This window comes from Enterococcus sp. AMC1252 (assembly GCF_058216515.1).
In genome coordinates this window covers 3,383,253-3,398,916 of the sequence record NZ_CM177097.1, presented here as the reverse complement: position 1 = coordinate 3,398,916, position 15,664 = coordinate 3,383,253, and the positions used below count along the sequence as shown (strand labels likewise).

Here is a 15,664-nt window from a genome sequence, read left to right as displayed (position 1 = left end):
AGTTTTAATTAGTAAAGGGAGTTTTGGTAGTGAAAGAAAAGTCATTGAGGCTAAATTATATTCCGATAATTGTGGCCTGTTTGTTTATGGTGATTCAAAGGGTGTTACAATCTGCAACAGTTGCTCCAGAGTATGGTAATTACATGAATCGTTTTTATCTTTATCAAATGATGCAGGCGATCGTGATGGTTGGGGTGAATATTTTTCCGATATACCTCGGATTTAATTCTGATAAAATCAAGAAAAAGAAAGTTTTAAAAAACATTAGTAGCTATTATTTGATTTATGTTGTTACTTATTTATTTGTAAATATTTTTTTCTATGTTATCAAAAATTCATTGAATATGCGTGATTATTGGTCGATTTTCTTTCCAATCAGTCAAAATCATTATGGCTATGCTGTTTCTTGTGTGTTAGCTTTGCTATGTTTGCCACAAATCGTTCGTTGGTTAGACAAAAGTTCTGATCAACAGATAAAAAGTGGATTGATCGTAACCTCTATCTTATTTGTTGTATTACCTACCTTGTTTAGTAAAGATATTTGGGCAGTTCAAGGTGGAAAAAATATCGTATGGATTTTTTATTTAGTCTTTGTTGGGTATTCCTTAAAAAGGTTCGCTTTGGTTCAAAAAGTACGATTGCCTATTTGTCATTTATTGTTTAGTGGTGCTTTGTTACTTAGTACTATTTTTGTAATGGCTAGAGTCTCGATCTTTATGCGAGGAGACACGTCAACAGCACTTCGATATTGTGTGCCATTTTCATTATTGGCAATGTACTATACATTAAGTTTATTTGCGACTTTAGAAAGCAGAAAAAAGCTTAGGATACAAGCGTCTGCTTCAATAATTGCAACGACTTTGGTGAGTACTCAAGTCGCAATCAATTCTCCCGTTGCGATTCATTTTATCGCAACATTTTACAGAAAACCTTACGAAAATTCAGGTGTGCAGTGGTTAAAATCCATCGTCATCTTTTCGATTCTCTGGATAGGTGCAGCTGTGCTACTGACGATCATTAATTTCTTATTACAAAAAACAATAGTGTTCAAAAGGCTTGAAAGTTCTTTAAGCGTTGATTCGTTAGATGCAGTAAAAAATAAGGGGCTAGCTGTTTTTAAATGGTTCTCTCAGAAGCGCCAAATTGTATTTGCAGCAGTTTTCTTTTATGGCTTTACGATTGTTCAAATGTTTATAATTTCTGAATCAAGAATAAGCGTAAGTGTGGCGGATACGGTTAATGCCTATGCATTTATTTTATTGAAACGACAAGCACCAATAGTATTGAACGTTCTAATAATCATGGCATTTTTTCTTTTGTTGCTTGTTCTTACGAATAGATTTTGGCACTCATTTGTTTTGACATTGACGATTGATTTATTGATCACTATTTCCAATTATCTAAAGATAGCGTCGCGGGAAGAGCCTATATTACCGTCAGATTTAAAAATGTTGAACGGGATTAAAGCAATCCTTGATATGGTCAATCCACTTGTTATTCTTGTTGGAGTAATTGTGGTAGGCGGATTAGTTATATCTAGTTATTTGTTAGAGCGAAGGGCGAAACGATTATATAATCTAAAGGTAAATCGGAAAAAAAGAGTAAGCATACTGATAGTTGTTCTTCTATTTTTTTCAAGTCTACTTTTCGTCAACCATAAGAATTCACCGTCGTATTTAATGTTTAACCTTTTCAGAGTCAATCGCTATTTTTATAATCAGAAGTTGGGTGCTCAAATAAATGGCCCAATCGTACAATTTTTGAATAATATCGATATTACGGTCATGGACAAACCAGCAGACTATTCTGAGGCGGCAATAAAAAAAATCATGAAGAAGTATGATGAAGAAGCGCAAGATATTAATAGTAATCGGTTAGAATGGGACGATAATGAAACTTTTATTTTCAATCTAAGTGAAAGTTTTAGTGATCCTAAAAGAGTACCTAATTTGACTATAGATAGAGATCCCATACCTTATATTCGTCAGACCATGAAAGAAAATACGAGTGGATGGATGTTGTCAAACGGTTATGGTGGGGGAACTGCAAATATGGAATGGGGGTCATTGACCAGTCTGGATATCAGCAATCTCTCTCCGACGTTACCTACGCCCTACACTCAGCTAGTGGAAAAGCAGATGATTTCACCTAATATAACGAATCTATTTGATGAAAGTATCGCAATTCATCCGTATGTGGCAACTCTTTACAATCGAAAAAAAGTATTCAAAAAATTTGGATTTGACAAGTTTTATTATGTGAATAGTCCAGATGAGTTGACTTTCCAAGACAAGATCGATGAGAGTATTTACATCTCTGATTTTTCTGCTTATCAAGAAACTTTGGAGAAAATAAACAACAATCTTGATAAAAAACAATTTATTCAATTATCTACGATGCAAAATCACATGCCATATAAAGAGAATTACTACTATGAAAATAATTATTCCTTTAGTGGTACAGCGGTGATGAAAGATAGACAATCAGAATTAAATACTTTTATGCAAGGTATCCATTATACAGATGAAGCAGTAGAAAGTTTTATACAAGAGTTAGATAAAATAGAAAAACCCATCACGTTTGTTTTTTATGGTGATCATTTGCCATCCATTTACAGTGGTAATAACATGAGTAAACATGGACTAGTGCAACATGAAACGGATTATTTTATTTATAGTAATCGTTATAGCCGAGAGCGAAGTAAGAAGCTAAATAAAAAAATTGTTTCTCCATATAATTTTCCAGCACTAGCTTTAGAACAAGCCAATGTTAAAATCACTCCGTTTTATGCATTGATGACTAAGATCACAAACGATGTGTTGGCATCAACAACAGATCCGTCAGCTAGTATTTCTAATAATTATAATGGGCAAAAAATCTTTGTGACAGACCAAAATGAAAAAATAACAGAAGATAAATTATCAAGTAAGCAAAAGGAAATTTTGCAAGACTATCGTTTGATCCAGTATGATTTAACTGCTGGTGAAGAGTTTGCTGCTGAATGGGCAGCACAATCAAGTAACAAATGAAAAATTGACTTGTAAAACATCATTAAGAGCTGCCTGTATGAATTTTGGTAATTCACACAGGCAGCTCCTATTTGATATAAACTCCACCAACATCAATACTTAAATAATGTATTATATAATCCTTTGAGTATACTGTCGATCGCGTTTGTCTTTAGCTTAAAGAAAACGCTTGAAAAAAGCAAGTTCAGCTTCATTACATTGTGTAGCGATCTTACTTTTTTGATTTAGATGAAAAACATGTCCCAACTCAGTATTATCTTGATTAGCGTAAATTTTACAAGTTGTTTCAACGCCTTTTGATATTAATAAATCTGCAAAGGGTTGAGCAACCTCTCTTAGAGGATCGTGTGTAGCAGTTGCAATAAAGGCAGGTGGGAAATCCGCAGTAATATAGCTTTCCACCGGAAATTGTTCCTTAAGTGTAGGTGTTACTGTTTCACCAAAGTAAAATGGAAAATCTTGATTGATAGCGTTGTTTTGACCAATAAAGTATGCACCACAATTTGAAGCTACTGCTTTAAATTGGACAGATGCAATCTCAAACTTAAATTTTTGTGCATAGGTTGCATTACTAGTCAGCACGGTATATTGTTCCACCAGTTGGCCACCAGCGCTATCTCCGATCAAAAAGAGCTGATCCAAATCGACATAATAGTTACTTCCATGTTGGATCAACCAATTCATCAAAGTATTGATATCTTCCAAAGGTGCAGGGTATTGATGGTCTGGTGCTAATCGATAATTGAAGTTTACTACGGTGAATCCTTGTGTCGCTAAATACATTGTGTAGAAACGATAAAGTTCTTTATCACCATAGAAAAAACCGCCGCCATGGATATTGACGATTGTCGGCAAACACTGGTCAGTGTTTTTGGGGTAGTAGATATCAAAAGTATTTTCTATGCCATAAGGACCATAAGATAGATTCTTGATTTTTTCTAGCGAATCAGGCTCAGTTAAACCGGCATCACGCTTTTCGTCAATTTTACGTATGTTCTTCCTCATTGTTGGGATATCAAAATTAAGCATAGTTATTACCTCCAAATTAAGTATGTTTCTAATTTTTGCTACTTGTATTATAATTGCAAACGTTTACTAATGGAAGTTGGAAACAAAATTGCTTTCATTTTTTTAGATAGTTCGATGATACTGTCTAAATTGAAAGCATGAGAAAAAAATAGAATAATCATAGAAAGGGAAACAAAGTAGGGGGAGCTTTTTAGACGTTTATTGCTATAATAGACTTATAGAACATCATTTTTTTTAATTCAACCAACAGTTGAGAAGAAATAGCGTGGATTCAACCAATTGTTGATTGCTCAAATCTATTCTAGGAGGATATGCTTGTGGTAGCAATAGGAAATAAACTAAAAGAATTGAGAGAGTCAAAGAAAATAACGCAAAGAGAACTAGCTGAATTTCTTAATGTCACACCTCAAACTGTTTCAAAATGGGAACTCGATAAGAGCTGTCCTGATTTGGATACGTTGGTAAAGCTCAGCAAGTATTTTCAAATTTCTACGGATAAGATTTTAGGAAATAATAAGGACTCTTTTTTTAACGCTCTCTTTTCAAAGAAGGAAGGCAAAACGGACATGAAAAAGGAAATTACGATTGATGATGAGCCGATTTTTAATGGAAGAAAAATCAACACTGGACTGAAAAAAATTCTAGTTTTCAGTATTACTAGTATGATGACTGATTATGAAATGTATACGGGATTATTAGTGACAAAGATGAATAATCTGGCAAAAAATAAAAATATAGATGTCACGATCCAAGCGTATAGCGTTTCTAAAATCGATGAAAAAGGCAAAGAGGCAGATCATATTTTATTATGTCCCGAACTTAGTTATGCGAGGGAGGAAATCAAACATAAATTTCCTGAGATTCCAGTGACGGTTATTCCTAAAAAAGAGTATGCTGCGTTAAACGGTGAGAAAATATTAAAGGAAATATTAGCGTAATCATGTGCTATACGGTCAAATACTACAATCGATGATCCGACTTTTTGGCTATTTTAAAGAATAAAGATTATCGAAATATTCTGCAATTACGTATAATTAGAGAGCAGAACCGCTAGAAGACATTGGCTTAGGAGGAACAAAATGGCTATTTTAAAAAGATATGGCGCTCATTTTTTATTATTGGGTGTAGTAAGTGATTTTTTAACACCTTATATTCTAGGGCTATTTTATCCAAAAATGAATCAACTGACGATGGTGATCAGTGTATTCGGTGGTATAACTAGTCCGGTTCGCCAAGTGTTTTTGATTTGGTCAGTGATATCAGGTCTGTTCTTTGTCTTAGCAAGTCCCGCAGTGTATCAAACCTTTAGCAGTACTTCAAGTCTAATGGCAGGGATACTAACTTTGGCCATTGGCTTGTATGGTGTGGGAGATTGTATTTTCACCGGATTGTTTAGCATCGATACTGATCAGTCAACTTGGACTCTCTCTACTTGGATTCATAATATAGGCTCAGGTTTAGGCTATGTTGGATTTTTATTGTTTCCTTTCATGTTATTTTTACTTTATCGAAAGCAGAGGGAAGTGACTCATAGCAAGATGTATTTCATTTTATTGCTGATTAGTTTCTTGTTTGCTAGTATTTATGGTCTAGCCCGTATTCCTGCAATCAATCAGCTGCCAGTGCTGAATCAAATCGGTCTTTGGCAACGGGTCAGTTTTATTTTTAACTATTTACCGATAGTGGTTTTTGCTCTAGATCAAATCAAAAATGGGAAAGTTACAGCTTAGAGCTTATTAATGAGACAATCACTTTGTAAGCCATGGTCTATCTATAAATTAAAAAAGAAACCCTGTTAAATAAAGGTTTCTGTTTTTTTGAATGCTTTCTTTGGCTTGAGTGACCCATGTGCTTTTCAATGAACTGGTGAGCTTGTGGGCAAGCCAGTTTCCCTTATATCGATTGGATTTTTGAGGCCTGCTGTTTTATTGCTTCTTTTACTTTTTTTCCGGCTTGTCCTTTTAGAGAGCTGCTTAAATTACTTGATAAACTCTCTAAAGAACTTTTCAATTCATTTATGTACGTATCAGTAATTGATTTTACTTCTTGTTCTCTTGCCACGTGATCCATGAGTACGGCCGTCCCAACGAAAGAACGGATGTTATTTTTTTGTCTCGCTTTTCTAAGCTCCTTTAATCCAGCTTCATCAAGAATTTCATCAGTGAATAGCTCTGCCATGTCTTCTAAAAGCCTCCTTTTAATTTTCTAAATTACGTAATTCTTTTCTATAGTTCTCTTCTAACTCTTCCAGCTCGTTCATTATTTTTTTCGTTCCTGATGAAATCGATCCTCTAACTCCAACGATTCATTTTGAAAATGATGATACGCTTCAGATATGGCTTCACGACCAAAAGGGAGTCTACCTGCCCAATACTCAGTTTCCTTGACATAGTCATCTATTTCTTGAAATACTTTTGTTTTGTTCCAAGCTAACTGATCTTCTTTTTCCTCACATATACGCACTTCTTTCAGATACTCTAGCTTTAGTTCTTCTTCTTTATCCATTCTTAACGCATTCCTTTACAGTTAGTCTGGTTGAAATTGTTTCGCTAATTGTTGATCAACAGATAATAGTTTTTCAATACTTCCATGAATTTCTGTTTTGAGCGTATCACAACTGCTTGCGATCTCTTTGTATTCAGCAATTTTCGATTCGTTTCTCTCTTTAGGTTGATCTGAAATGATGGATTTACTGACCCCTATAGATTCGAGTGCATCTAGTACTTCTGGTTCGCTTAAATCATGCCCTAATGTTATTCCTGCTTCTAATGATTTTTGCCAAGATTGTTCTGCTTTTTCTGTTTGCCGACGAAGGAAACTTTCTGCCTCTAAAAACGTTGCATTGACCGTACTCATTTGCGCATTTAACACAAGGAGTGCTTCAACGCTGTCTAAGAAAATCGCTTCATTGGCTGATAAACCGCCACCACTTTTCTTTAACTTATTTCGCAAAAACTTCATCCATGCTTGTGTGCTACTAAGAACACCTAGCAACTGCTGTTTATCATTCTCAGCTCTTTTTTTAATTGCTTTTACATTGAACTCATTGTCAGGAATTAGCAATCGACCCGTTTTTTTATCAAATTCCCACATAGCCAGACTATGGTAAGCGCCACCAAATCGATCCGCCATCTTTTTGTCTTTTTCCATATCAATAATAATGGCAAACTCTCGACCGGTAACTCGAAGTCCTCCGATAGCATCGTTCCTATTGCGATAGTTATAAAACATGCCTGGGTTGTCTTTTGCCCATTTTTTTCCATCTTTTGACATCATGCTTCCAGCATAAGGACCATTGAATCCTACGTTAAGCCATTTGTTTTCTGCGGCAATGTAAAATGCTAAACTTTCGCCTAAAGAATGCCCTGTCGTTGTAATTGTTGCAAAAGGATACTGATTTCTAATCGAGTTTGCGAATTGTTGGGCTGTGACAGATTGGGCGTCCACCATTTCGGGTGCTCCAAACCAATCAAACGATTTCAGTTTATCGCTTCCTGCACCAACTGTTTGTAGATCTGTCGCTATATCTAAATCGTCCGATTGATTCGTTCCTGCGTAAGCAATCACTACTTGTGAGGTGTCTGCTTTTCCGTTAACTATTGGGGCGACGGCCATTGCTTGCATTCCGTTGTCTGATATATGCTCCACATCGAGGATTTCATGCCTAACTCCATTAAATACCCGTGTACTCCCTTTTCTTAATGTTGAATCATAATCTTTATGTTTAGGATCTAATAAGTAAACTTCTTCGCTCATTTCTCTATAAGCTTTTTCGGTAATCATTTAAATAGTTCCCTCCAGACCATTGGAATAAGTAACTTGAATATTACCAATAGTGATGCCTGCAATCTGAACTTGCTCATTTTCAATTCCGTAACTTCCTATATCCCTATCTCTTTTCCAATAGCTATAAGTAAACTCTGTTGATTTCTCCTGTGTATTTGTCATTTTTATCCTCATATGATAAGAGCCTGTTTTTGGATCTGGACCACTACTCTTTACAAATTTTATTGCTTTAATATTAACAAATGTTTGTTTTAAAACAATTACAGATTCTTTTTCTGTTTCCAATAAATTTCGTTGTTCTTCTTTAGCTTTTTCTTCTGCTTTTTTATCCATATATAATTTCCCTCCAAATCCAATAAGCACTATAGTAATAATTCCAACGATTATAGCAATTCGTTTATTCATTATATCCTCCTAAAGATAGATGGTAAATTAATTGTAACATAATATCATATGCTTTTATTAAAAATTATAAATAGCGTTATTTAATTTACAACTTATCGTTATCTCTATTAACACAAGTCAAGTCAGCCAACTGTTTGTAGATCTGTCGCTATATCTAAATCGTCCGATTGATTCGTTCCTGCGTAAGCAATCACTACTTGTGAGGTGTCTGCTTTTCCGTTAACTATTGGGGCAGCATTCTGTTAAACAGGAGGAACAAACGCTAAAGAGGGTGCTCAAATTAAGGTTGATTAGAATAGTAAGTTCAATTTAAGAAGAGCATCAAGAAAATTTGTACCAAAAATAGTGGGAGCTGTCAGTGCTAAGTGATTTGTGTGTGGACTGTTTCTCGTCTTGCTTATGTCCGAAATAGCATAAATCGTCAACATAGCAATTTTTTATAGATAATATTTTCTCAATAGGCTAGTAAACAAAGATGAACCTTCCGGTAAACTAGAAAATAGAAGACTGAAAATCTTTTTTTAGATTTTCGGTCTTCTATTTTTTCTTAGGATTGACCTCTCAAACACGCTTTTCAGTTGAGGCGAATCAGTCTTTTTTGCTGTCTTTGATAATTATTAGAATAAATATTCCCCAACCAATCAAAGTCAGAATGATACCTATTGTCAATCCAGGAGTCCTGTATTTTAATTGGATCTGATGATCTCCTTTGTTGAGCACTAGTCCTGAGTACATAAAATTAGATTTGACAATGGGTACTTTTTTGCCATTATCATATGCAGTCCAACCCTTGTCATAAGGGACCGTTAATAAAAGAAGCTTTTCTTTGTCTAAGTTTATTTTTCCAGTGATACTGTTTGTACCGAAGTCGACATCTTGAAGCGTATCTTTTCTTAGCTCAGAAGTAGTTGAAGCTAGATCTGTATAATCTCTGGTAAATAAATCGATTGATTTAAATTTATACACTCCAGGATTTTTAAAAGTTATTTTTACTTTGTTCGAGTCTATTACAGGACCTAAATTCATTAAAGAATCTTCTATCCCTACATACCAACCTTGATACTTATTACGGTAAATAAAATCTTTTAGCAGTGTTCCATAAGTTGCTTTCAAATTAGTTTCATTCATAGTACCGCTAAATCCAAATAGACCGTGTTTGACATTAGGGAAGTCGATTCCTTGCATATTTAAGAAAAGATACGTATTAGGAAGACTCCCTATATCATTCTTGATGGTTAATGTGATTTCTCCGTTAGGGGCAGAAACAGTGTATTGATTTCCTGTCATTTGGACATCTTTAGTAGCAGTTACTTGGTAATCTAACTTCTTGATATCTTTTTGCGTTAATTTATTTTGTTTTAGACCTGATATATCTTTGTTAACAATGACACTGCTAGTCATACTGTTCATCAGTTGCATAGGGGTTGTGTCTTGATTGTCTATATCAATGTAAGAATCATACGTATAGCCGAAGGGTAAAAAATTCGTGTTTTCGTATATTTCAATATCTTTCGGTCCTTTTTTGATTGTTTTTAAATATACATAACCATAGGGGACGTATTGAGCGCTAGTGGTTGATTCTTTCGCATAATATTTACTATTTGCTAAAGTTCCTAGCTCAGCTCTACTATCTAAGCCGTAGTACTCGTAATCATTATGAATAGCATTACCAATATTTTTATTAAATGAAAAGATATTTTTATTCGATAAACTAAAGTAAAAATTAGTACTGTTGGTATTTCGGATTGCCGCATTGTTTATTTCAGTTCTATAGTTTTCTTTAGAGAGCTCATAGCGGAACCAATCTTTGTCTTTGTTTTGAATATCTGCTATAGCTGAGCTTTTAGGTGCCCAGTAGTCATTTTTAACAATATTTTCATTTGTGTAACTATTAAAAATACCTGGGTTTATTTTTATATTAGAATGAAAGGCTCCGAATACGATTGCATTGAAGACAGTTAGAATACTAATTAGTATTTTAGCTGTTCTAATAGTGTTAGACAATAACAGGACTATTAAATACAACAATAAAAAGACAATACCAATAAATGGTTGAACGGTTTTGTGGATATTTGCTAAAGCAAAAAGCAAGCATATAACTAAAACAATAGAGCTAATTTTTAAAAGTCGCTTTTTACCACCATGAGCTTCTATATTAGAAATTATTTTAGGTAAATATTTTGCTGTAAGAAAAGCCCATAAAAATGAATAACCAAAAACCCAACGATTGGTACTATAGGAAAAACCATTAAAAAAGCTTCCGACATATGGAAATAGAAGTAACAGTGTCATGAAACCAAGGACTATAAAATCTTTTCTTGCTTCTTTTTTAACCTTGAGATTATACACGATATAGGCAAAAATAATCATGATTATCGGTAAGTAAGAAGTCAGAGTCCATGAGCCGCCAGTATACGTCGGTGAAATGAAATTATTGATAAAACCGATGTAAAACTGTTTGGGATACAACAGTTCAATAGTTGCTTTCGCAGTACCACGTCCTGTATTTAAAAATTGACTGACTACAGGTATAAAAATAACTGCTCCCATCAAGACACCAATAAGGTAACTGATAATTGATTGAGTCAATAACGAAAATAATTGCTTTAGATTTTTAATGGAATATAGTTCCAAATATCTATAGATAGCATAAAAGAAGACTAAGATCGTTAACATGTAAAAAAAGTAAAAATTACTTATTATGGAAATAAATACCATGAATATAAATAGCTTGTATCCTTTTTTTTCAAGAATATGATCGACACCTAAACATAAAAGTGGCAAGTAAATCATAGGATTTATGAAATAGGGGTGTCTAGAAGCTGCAATGATTGCAAACCCAGAAAAAACATAGACAAACGTGCCAATAAAACTTTGAAAATAACTAAAGTTTTTTGCGCGAGCAAAGACTGAAAAGGAGATGCCTGATAAAAAAAGTCGAAACATGATTGCAAAAGAAAAAGCTAATTCTGCATATTTAGGTTTAGCTAGAACTGCTAAAATTGAGAAGGGATCGCCAATGATATAATAATGAAGTGTTCCCAAGATATCCTGCCCATACCCGATGCTAAAATCGTACATTGGTAAATTAAAATTATGGTCTACTAGGACACTTTTGAAAGCATCTCTTACATACTCACCAAAATAAACAAAGGATAAAAAGTGTTGGGATTGTCCGTCCCAATATTCCACCATGGCTTTGCCTGCTACTGCCCACCAAATGTATATACTAAGGATAACGATCCATAATGATGCACTTAATAAACTATAATATTTTAGCGTCTTTTTGTTTTTCAAACGGTTCAAATTAAGCTCCTCCATATTGTAACGATAATAAATTCATTCTTTCAAAAGTATAATAAATTTACAAGCATATGTATAGCGTAATTTCTACTAAGTTAATAATTGCTACGGTTTTAGATGGCAGAGCGATTAGTATAAGAGTACAAATAACATTTTACAGAATAGTGAGTGAAAGAACCTCGGGAAAGAAATTTTACTGAGGTTCTTTTTTTGTCCTTAAAAGGATTACAGCAGATGATTAATGTCTTTTTATTTATACGAAAACAGACAAAATGTATGATATTTAAAAATAGTAAATGGTACACTAATACGTGGAAGTGATTTATGAATATAGATAGTTTTATGGACAACAAATCGGAAAAAAGATAAAAATGGAAAGAGGCATAAAGCACCTCAGTCAATTTTTTCGTCAGAGCATAACGAGCCCGTTAGACTTTTAAATTTAGGAGGAATTAAAAATGTTGGAAAGAATGTCAGATAGTAGAAGAATTGCAATTGTTATCTCTATTTTTGTAGTTTTACTTGGGATTGGTACGTTTGGGGATTTAGCAATCTCAAATGCAGTGATGAGTCAAAATTCTTACATTGCAACGTTTTTACAAAATTATGCTTGCTTCCCAGTAGGCGTCGTGATTATGATGAGTGGGGAAATCATCATGCATTACACGGTTCGATCGAGTCAACCTTTGATTGCAAAACTATTGATTGTTATCGCTGGAGTGGGGCTGTCTATGTATGGAATCTGGTATTATTTAAAATTTGCTATTCAGTATACGCTATCATCAATTCAAAATGTAAAACACAATCTTCCTATCGGTCAAGCGAATAATGATGGTGGAATCAATCCAACACTACCGACATTTATTAATATCATCATTTGCCTAGTGGTTTTTGCTATAGCGACAGTGATGATTCAAAAATGGCTAAGCCATAAAACTACAGAAGAGCTTGATCGATTGATGCGTGTGGCTATTTTAGGTATTGCGGTAGCTTTTGTTTATCTAATGTGTGTAGAAGAGATCAAAATCTTGTGGGGACGTGTTCGTCCCTACGAGCTAAATGCTATTCAAGATAATTTTACTCCATGGTACAAAATGAATGGTCCAACTGGACATAAGTCATTTCCGTCGGGTCATTCTTGTGAAAGTATGTTTGCCATTTTCTTCCCTCTGTATGCCAGTCCTAAAAACACTAAGCTACGTAAGCGATTACTAATTTTTGGTGTGACTTTGGGGACTGTTACAGCAATCAGCAGAGTACTATTAGGGTGTCATTTCTTTAGTGATGCAACGATGGGGGCATTCATTATTATTTTTCTTGTCTTTGTTGGAACGAGATGTGCGCAGTTAAAGCTTATAGACTAAAAAAATAAAAATAAACTGGTAGCTGAAAAAACGAACAATCATTTGTTTGTTTTTTCAGTTTTTTAGATTCGTGTGAATTATGTAGATGGTTTATAAGACTATGAATGCAATGATACGATGAATGAAATGGGGAATTGGAACTATTGCTTTATTAAAAATAGTGGCAACAAAGCTTGTCATAAAGAGAGTAGTAATAGATAATGTGGAGAGGAGAAATGCAAATACTAAAAGGGATGTGCGGGCATGAAAAAGTTATTGATTGGGGTAAGTTCATTATTGATTGTTGGTTTGGTGACAGGGTGTTCAAATGATAAAGGGACAACTTCAACGACTAGTGATGTGACTACTACGACTAGTGATACAAAACAATCAGAGTATGATTCAGCTATGGCAAAAGGAAAAGAAGCAATAGTAGATAAAGATATATCTAAAGCAATAGCAGCTTTCCAATTAGCATTAGAATATAAAAAAGACAGTAAGGAAGCCTCTAATTTGATCGAACAATCTAAACTTTATAAAGAGGTTGTTTTACTGAAAGAGAAAAAAGATTACTCTAAAGCATTGAAAAAGTTGACAGAATTAACGGATGCTAAAGAAGGCTCAGAGTCACTAAAGCAATATGGTAAAGATTTAGCCGAAGAGATCAACAAGGAAATCATCAGAGACCGTCAAGAGGATAAAAAAGAGGCTGAAAAAGTAAAGGAAGCCGAGTCACAAGTAGAAACAACCGAAACAAAGCCTGCAGTTGAAAACGCCACTTCTCCAAAGTGGAACCCTCAGAAAAAAGCAGAATTGGCAGCTTTTATGGCTAGTTGGGGAACGACAATGGGACAAAATTATCGAGAGTATTATCCTGGTAATGAAGTTAGTTTTTATGGGACTTATTACCCAAGTGTTCTTAGCAATAATACCTACGACGGTGTGCCAATCCAATGGTCTTACGATGGTATGACAGCAAATACTCATAATGTAGTGGGGATTTATTCTGACATTGATACAGCTGTACCTAAAAAAGAGATGGGGAATCATCTTTATTTATTTGTGATATTCAATGGACAGCCTTCCGTATTGATTACTATGCAAAATCAAGGCAATAATGAACATGTATTGTATTTTGATAATACACAAAATGCAGATTTGATAAATGGTTTTGCCCAAATTGTAGGTAACTGATAAAGAGTGAGGGAATAAAGTAATTAGGGCTGGGGGATAACTCGAAGAGTTGTGTCCCAGCCTCTTTACTACTTGAGGAGCTATTATATTAGAGTAGAGGATAAACGTTCGTCTTTAGAGGGGGTTTAAACTTTTTTATTTACTTATCGTTTCGTTTATTATATGATTAAACACGTTGTTTAAGTGTTTTATAGCACTTTTTCCGAACTTTTTCTTTATTGTTAGAACTTTTAGGAGGATATTAAATGAAAGAAAAAATTGTTTCCTATTTTGAGATTGAAAAATTGAATACCACTGTTAAACGTGAGTTTCTCGCTGGGTTTACGACCTTTATTTCTATGGCGTATATTCTATTTGTCAATCCGACTGTATTGGGCGCTTCTGGAATGGACGAAGGAGCAGTCTTTACTGCGACGGCTTTAGCAAGCGCTTTGGGTTGTATTTTAATGGGGATTTTTGCTAAGTATCCGATTGCGACAGCACCTGCACTTGGAATCAATGCCTTTTTTGCTTATTCTGTCTGTGTAGGGATGGGTGTTCCGTGGGAGACCGCTTTAGCAGGGGTCTTTGTAGCTTCTTTGATTTTCATTATGATCACTGTTTTTAAATTACGCGAGTTAATCATTGATGCTATACCGGCAGATTTAAAATATGCTATCTCTGGTGGGATCGGTCTATTCATCGCTTTTCTAGGTCTAAGTGAAGGTGGAATCATTGTTTCTAATGAAGCAACATTAGTTGCGTTAGGGCCATTAAATGTGGGGACGACTTGGCTGACTATTTTTGGACTAGCAATTACGGCTATCATGATGGTACGTCGTGTGCCGGGTGGTATTTTTATTGGAATGACAGCAACGACAATTTTAGGTTTGGTAACAGGACTAATTGAAGCACCTGCTAAAATTATTTCAAGTGCTCCTAGTCTTAAACCAACTTTTTTAGTTGCTTTAAAACATGTTGGAGATATCAATTCAATACAGTTATGGGTCGTAGTGTTGACGTTCTTATTAGTGACCTTCTTTGATACTGCAGGAACATTAGTAGGTTTAGCAAATCAGGCGGGTTTTATGAAAGATAATAAGATGCCTCGTGTAGGGAAAGCTCTGGCTGCGGATTCAACAGCTATGTTAGCTGGATCGCTTTTAGGGACTTCACCTGTTGGAGCGTATGTAGAATCTTCAGCTGGAATTGCTGTGGGCGGACGTTCTGGATTGACAGCTGTGACAACAGGTCTGTTCTTCATCGTTGGGCTATTCTTCTCTCCATTGCTTTCAGTGGTAACGTCTCAAGTGACAGCGCCAGCGTTAATTGTAGTTGGTGTTTTAATGGCACAATCACTTAGCCAAATCAAATGGAAAGAAATGGAAATTGCGATTCCTTCCTTCTTGATTCTTCTAGGAATGCCTTTAACTTACAGTATTTCTGATGGAATTGCACTTGGGTTTATCTTCTATCCAATCACAATGATTGCTGCAAAACGTGGCAAAGAAGTGTCTCCGATCATGTACGGATTGTTCTTTGTTTTTGTGGGGTTCATGTGGATTCTAAATGCTAATTAATTAAAAGAGTGCGTAG

General features: G+C 34.8%; 12 protein-coding genes. 6 read left to right on the top strand and 6 right to left on the bottom strand.

The features are described 5' to 3' along the window. Positions 1-29: 29 nt before the first annotated feature. The gene (locus tag AC4BB5_RS16095) at positions 30-3,029 is read left to right on the top strand and encodes an LTA synthase family protein (RefSeq protein WP_490457079.1); all 3,000 of its coding nucleotides are present in this window, start codon (positions 30-32) and stop codon (positions 3,027-3,029) included. Between the two features lie 156 nt (positions 3,030-3,185). On the opposite strand, the gene AC4BB5_RS16090 is transcribed toward AC4BB5_RS16095, so the two are convergent. Continuing rightward, complete coding sequence (locus AC4BB5_RS16090) at positions 3,186-4,058, bottom strand: alpha/beta hydrolase (RefSeq protein ID WP_490457078.1); 873 nt, start codon at positions 4,056-4,058, stop codon at positions 3,186-3,188. 317 nt (positions 4,059-4,375) lie between these two features. Between AC4BB5_RS16090 and AC4BB5_RS16085 the strand changes: the two genes are divergently transcribed. Next, a complete protein-coding gene (locus tag AC4BB5_RS16085) occupies positions 4,376-4,996 on the top strand; it encodes a helix-turn-helix domain-containing protein (protein WP_490457077.1) in 621 nt (206 codons plus the stop codon). A gap of 141 nt (positions 4,997-5,137) precedes the next feature. Continuing rightward, positions 5,138-5,788, top strand: coding sequence for a DUF998 domain-containing protein (locus tag AC4BB5_RS16080; RefSeq protein ID WP_490457076.1), 651 nt, complete (start codon positions 5,138-5,140; stop codon positions 5,786-5,788). A gap of 163 nt (positions 5,789-5,951) precedes the next feature. On the opposite strand, the gene AC4BB5_RS16075 is transcribed toward AC4BB5_RS16080, so the two are convergent. The 5 genes from AC4BB5_RS16075 to AC4BB5_RS16055 all read right to left on the bottom strand — a co-directional run bounded on the left by AC4BB5_RS16075 (position 5,952) and on the right by AC4BB5_RS16055 (position 11,555). Beyond that, complete coding sequence (locus tag AC4BB5_RS16075; RefSeq protein WP_490457075.1) at positions 5,952-6,236, bottom strand: hypothetical protein; 285 nt, start codon at positions 6,234-6,236, stop codon at positions 5,952-5,954. A gap of 81 nt (positions 6,237-6,317) precedes the next feature. Then, complete coding sequence (locus tag AC4BB5_RS16070) at positions 6,318-6,563, bottom strand: hypothetical protein (protein ID WP_490457074.1); 246 nt, start codon at positions 6,561-6,563, stop codon at positions 6,318-6,320. 21 nt (positions 6,564-6,584) lie between these two features. Continuing rightward, entirely contained in the window at positions 6,585-7,841 is a 1,257-nt protein-coding gene (locus tag AC4BB5_RS16065) for an alpha/beta hydrolase family protein (protein WP_490457073.1), read from the bottom strand. After that, the gene (locus AC4BB5_RS16060) at positions 7,842-8,249 is read right to left on the bottom strand and encodes a hypothetical protein (RefSeq protein WP_490457072.1); all 408 of its coding nucleotides are present in this window, start codon (positions 8,247-8,249) and stop codon (positions 7,842-7,844) included. It abuts the gene before it with no gap. A 588-nt stretch (positions 8,250-8,837) separates the two neighbouring features. Then, positions 8,838-11,555 (bottom strand): YfhO family protein, encoded by a 2,718-nt coding sequence (locus AC4BB5_RS16055; RefSeq protein WP_490457071.1) that lies wholly within the window; start codon positions 11,553-11,555, stop codon positions 8,838-8,840. 455 nt (positions 11,556-12,010) lie between these two features. Here AC4BB5_RS16055 and AC4BB5_RS16050 point away from each other — a divergent pair, with 455 nt between their 5' ends. The 3 genes from AC4BB5_RS16050 to AC4BB5_RS16040 all read left to right on the top strand — a co-directional run bounded on the left by AC4BB5_RS16050 (position 12,011) and on the right by AC4BB5_RS16040 (position 15,648). Beyond that, entirely contained in the window at positions 12,011-12,916 is a 906-nt protein-coding gene (locus tag AC4BB5_RS16050) for a phosphatase PAP2 family protein (protein ID WP_490457070.1), read from the top strand. 243 nt (positions 12,917-13,159) lie between these two features. Further along, positions 13,160-14,089, top strand: coding sequence for a DUF4767 domain-containing protein (locus AC4BB5_RS16045; protein WP_490457069.1), 930 nt, complete (start codon positions 13,160-13,162; stop codon positions 14,087-14,089). A gap of 245 nt (positions 14,090-14,334) precedes the next feature. Next, entirely contained in the window at positions 14,335-15,648 is a 1,314-nt protein-coding gene (locus AC4BB5_RS16040) for an NCS2 family permease (protein WP_490457068.1), read from the top strand. Positions 15,649-15,664: the final 16 nt, after the last annotated feature.

What these genes read in the sequence shown, in the direction of transcription:
- AC4BB5_RS16040 (WP_490457068.1), top strand. Translation starts at nt 14,335, where the DNA reads ATGAAAGAAAAAATTGTTTCCTATTTTGAGATTGAAAAATTGAATACC.
- AC4BB5_RS16070 (WP_490457074.1), bottom strand. Translation starts at nt 6,563, where the DNA reads ATGGATAAAGAAGAAGAACTAAAGCTAGAGTATCTGAAAGAAGTGCGT.
- AC4BB5_RS16065 (WP_490457073.1), bottom strand. Translation starts at nt 7,841, where the DNA reads ATGATTACCGAAAAAGCTTATAGAGAAATGAGCGAAGAAGTTTACTTA.
- AC4BB5_RS16050 (WP_490457070.1), top strand. Translation starts at nt 12,011, where the DNA reads ATGTTGGAAAGAATGTCAGATAGTAGAAGAATTGCAATTGTTATCTCT.
- AC4BB5_RS16075 (WP_490457075.1), bottom strand. Translation starts at nt 6,236, where the DNA reads ATGGCAGAGCTATTCACTGATGAAATTCTTGATGAAGCTGGATTAAAG.
- AC4BB5_RS16045 (WP_490457069.1), top strand. Translation starts at nt 13,160, where the DNA reads ATGAAAAAGTTATTGATTGGGGTAAGTTCATTATTGATTGTTGGTTTG.
- AC4BB5_RS16090 (WP_490457078.1), bottom strand. Translation starts at nt 4,058, where the DNA reads ATGCTTAATTTTGATATCCCAACAATGAGGAAGAACATACGTAAAATT.
- AC4BB5_RS16080 (WP_490457076.1), top strand. Translation starts at nt 5,138, where the DNA reads ATGGCTATTTTAAAAAGATATGGCGCTCATTTTTTATTATTGGGTGTA.
- AC4BB5_RS16060 (WP_490457072.1), bottom strand. Translation starts at nt 8,249, where the DNA reads ATGAATAAACGAATTGCTATAATCGTTGGAATTATTACTATAGTGCTT.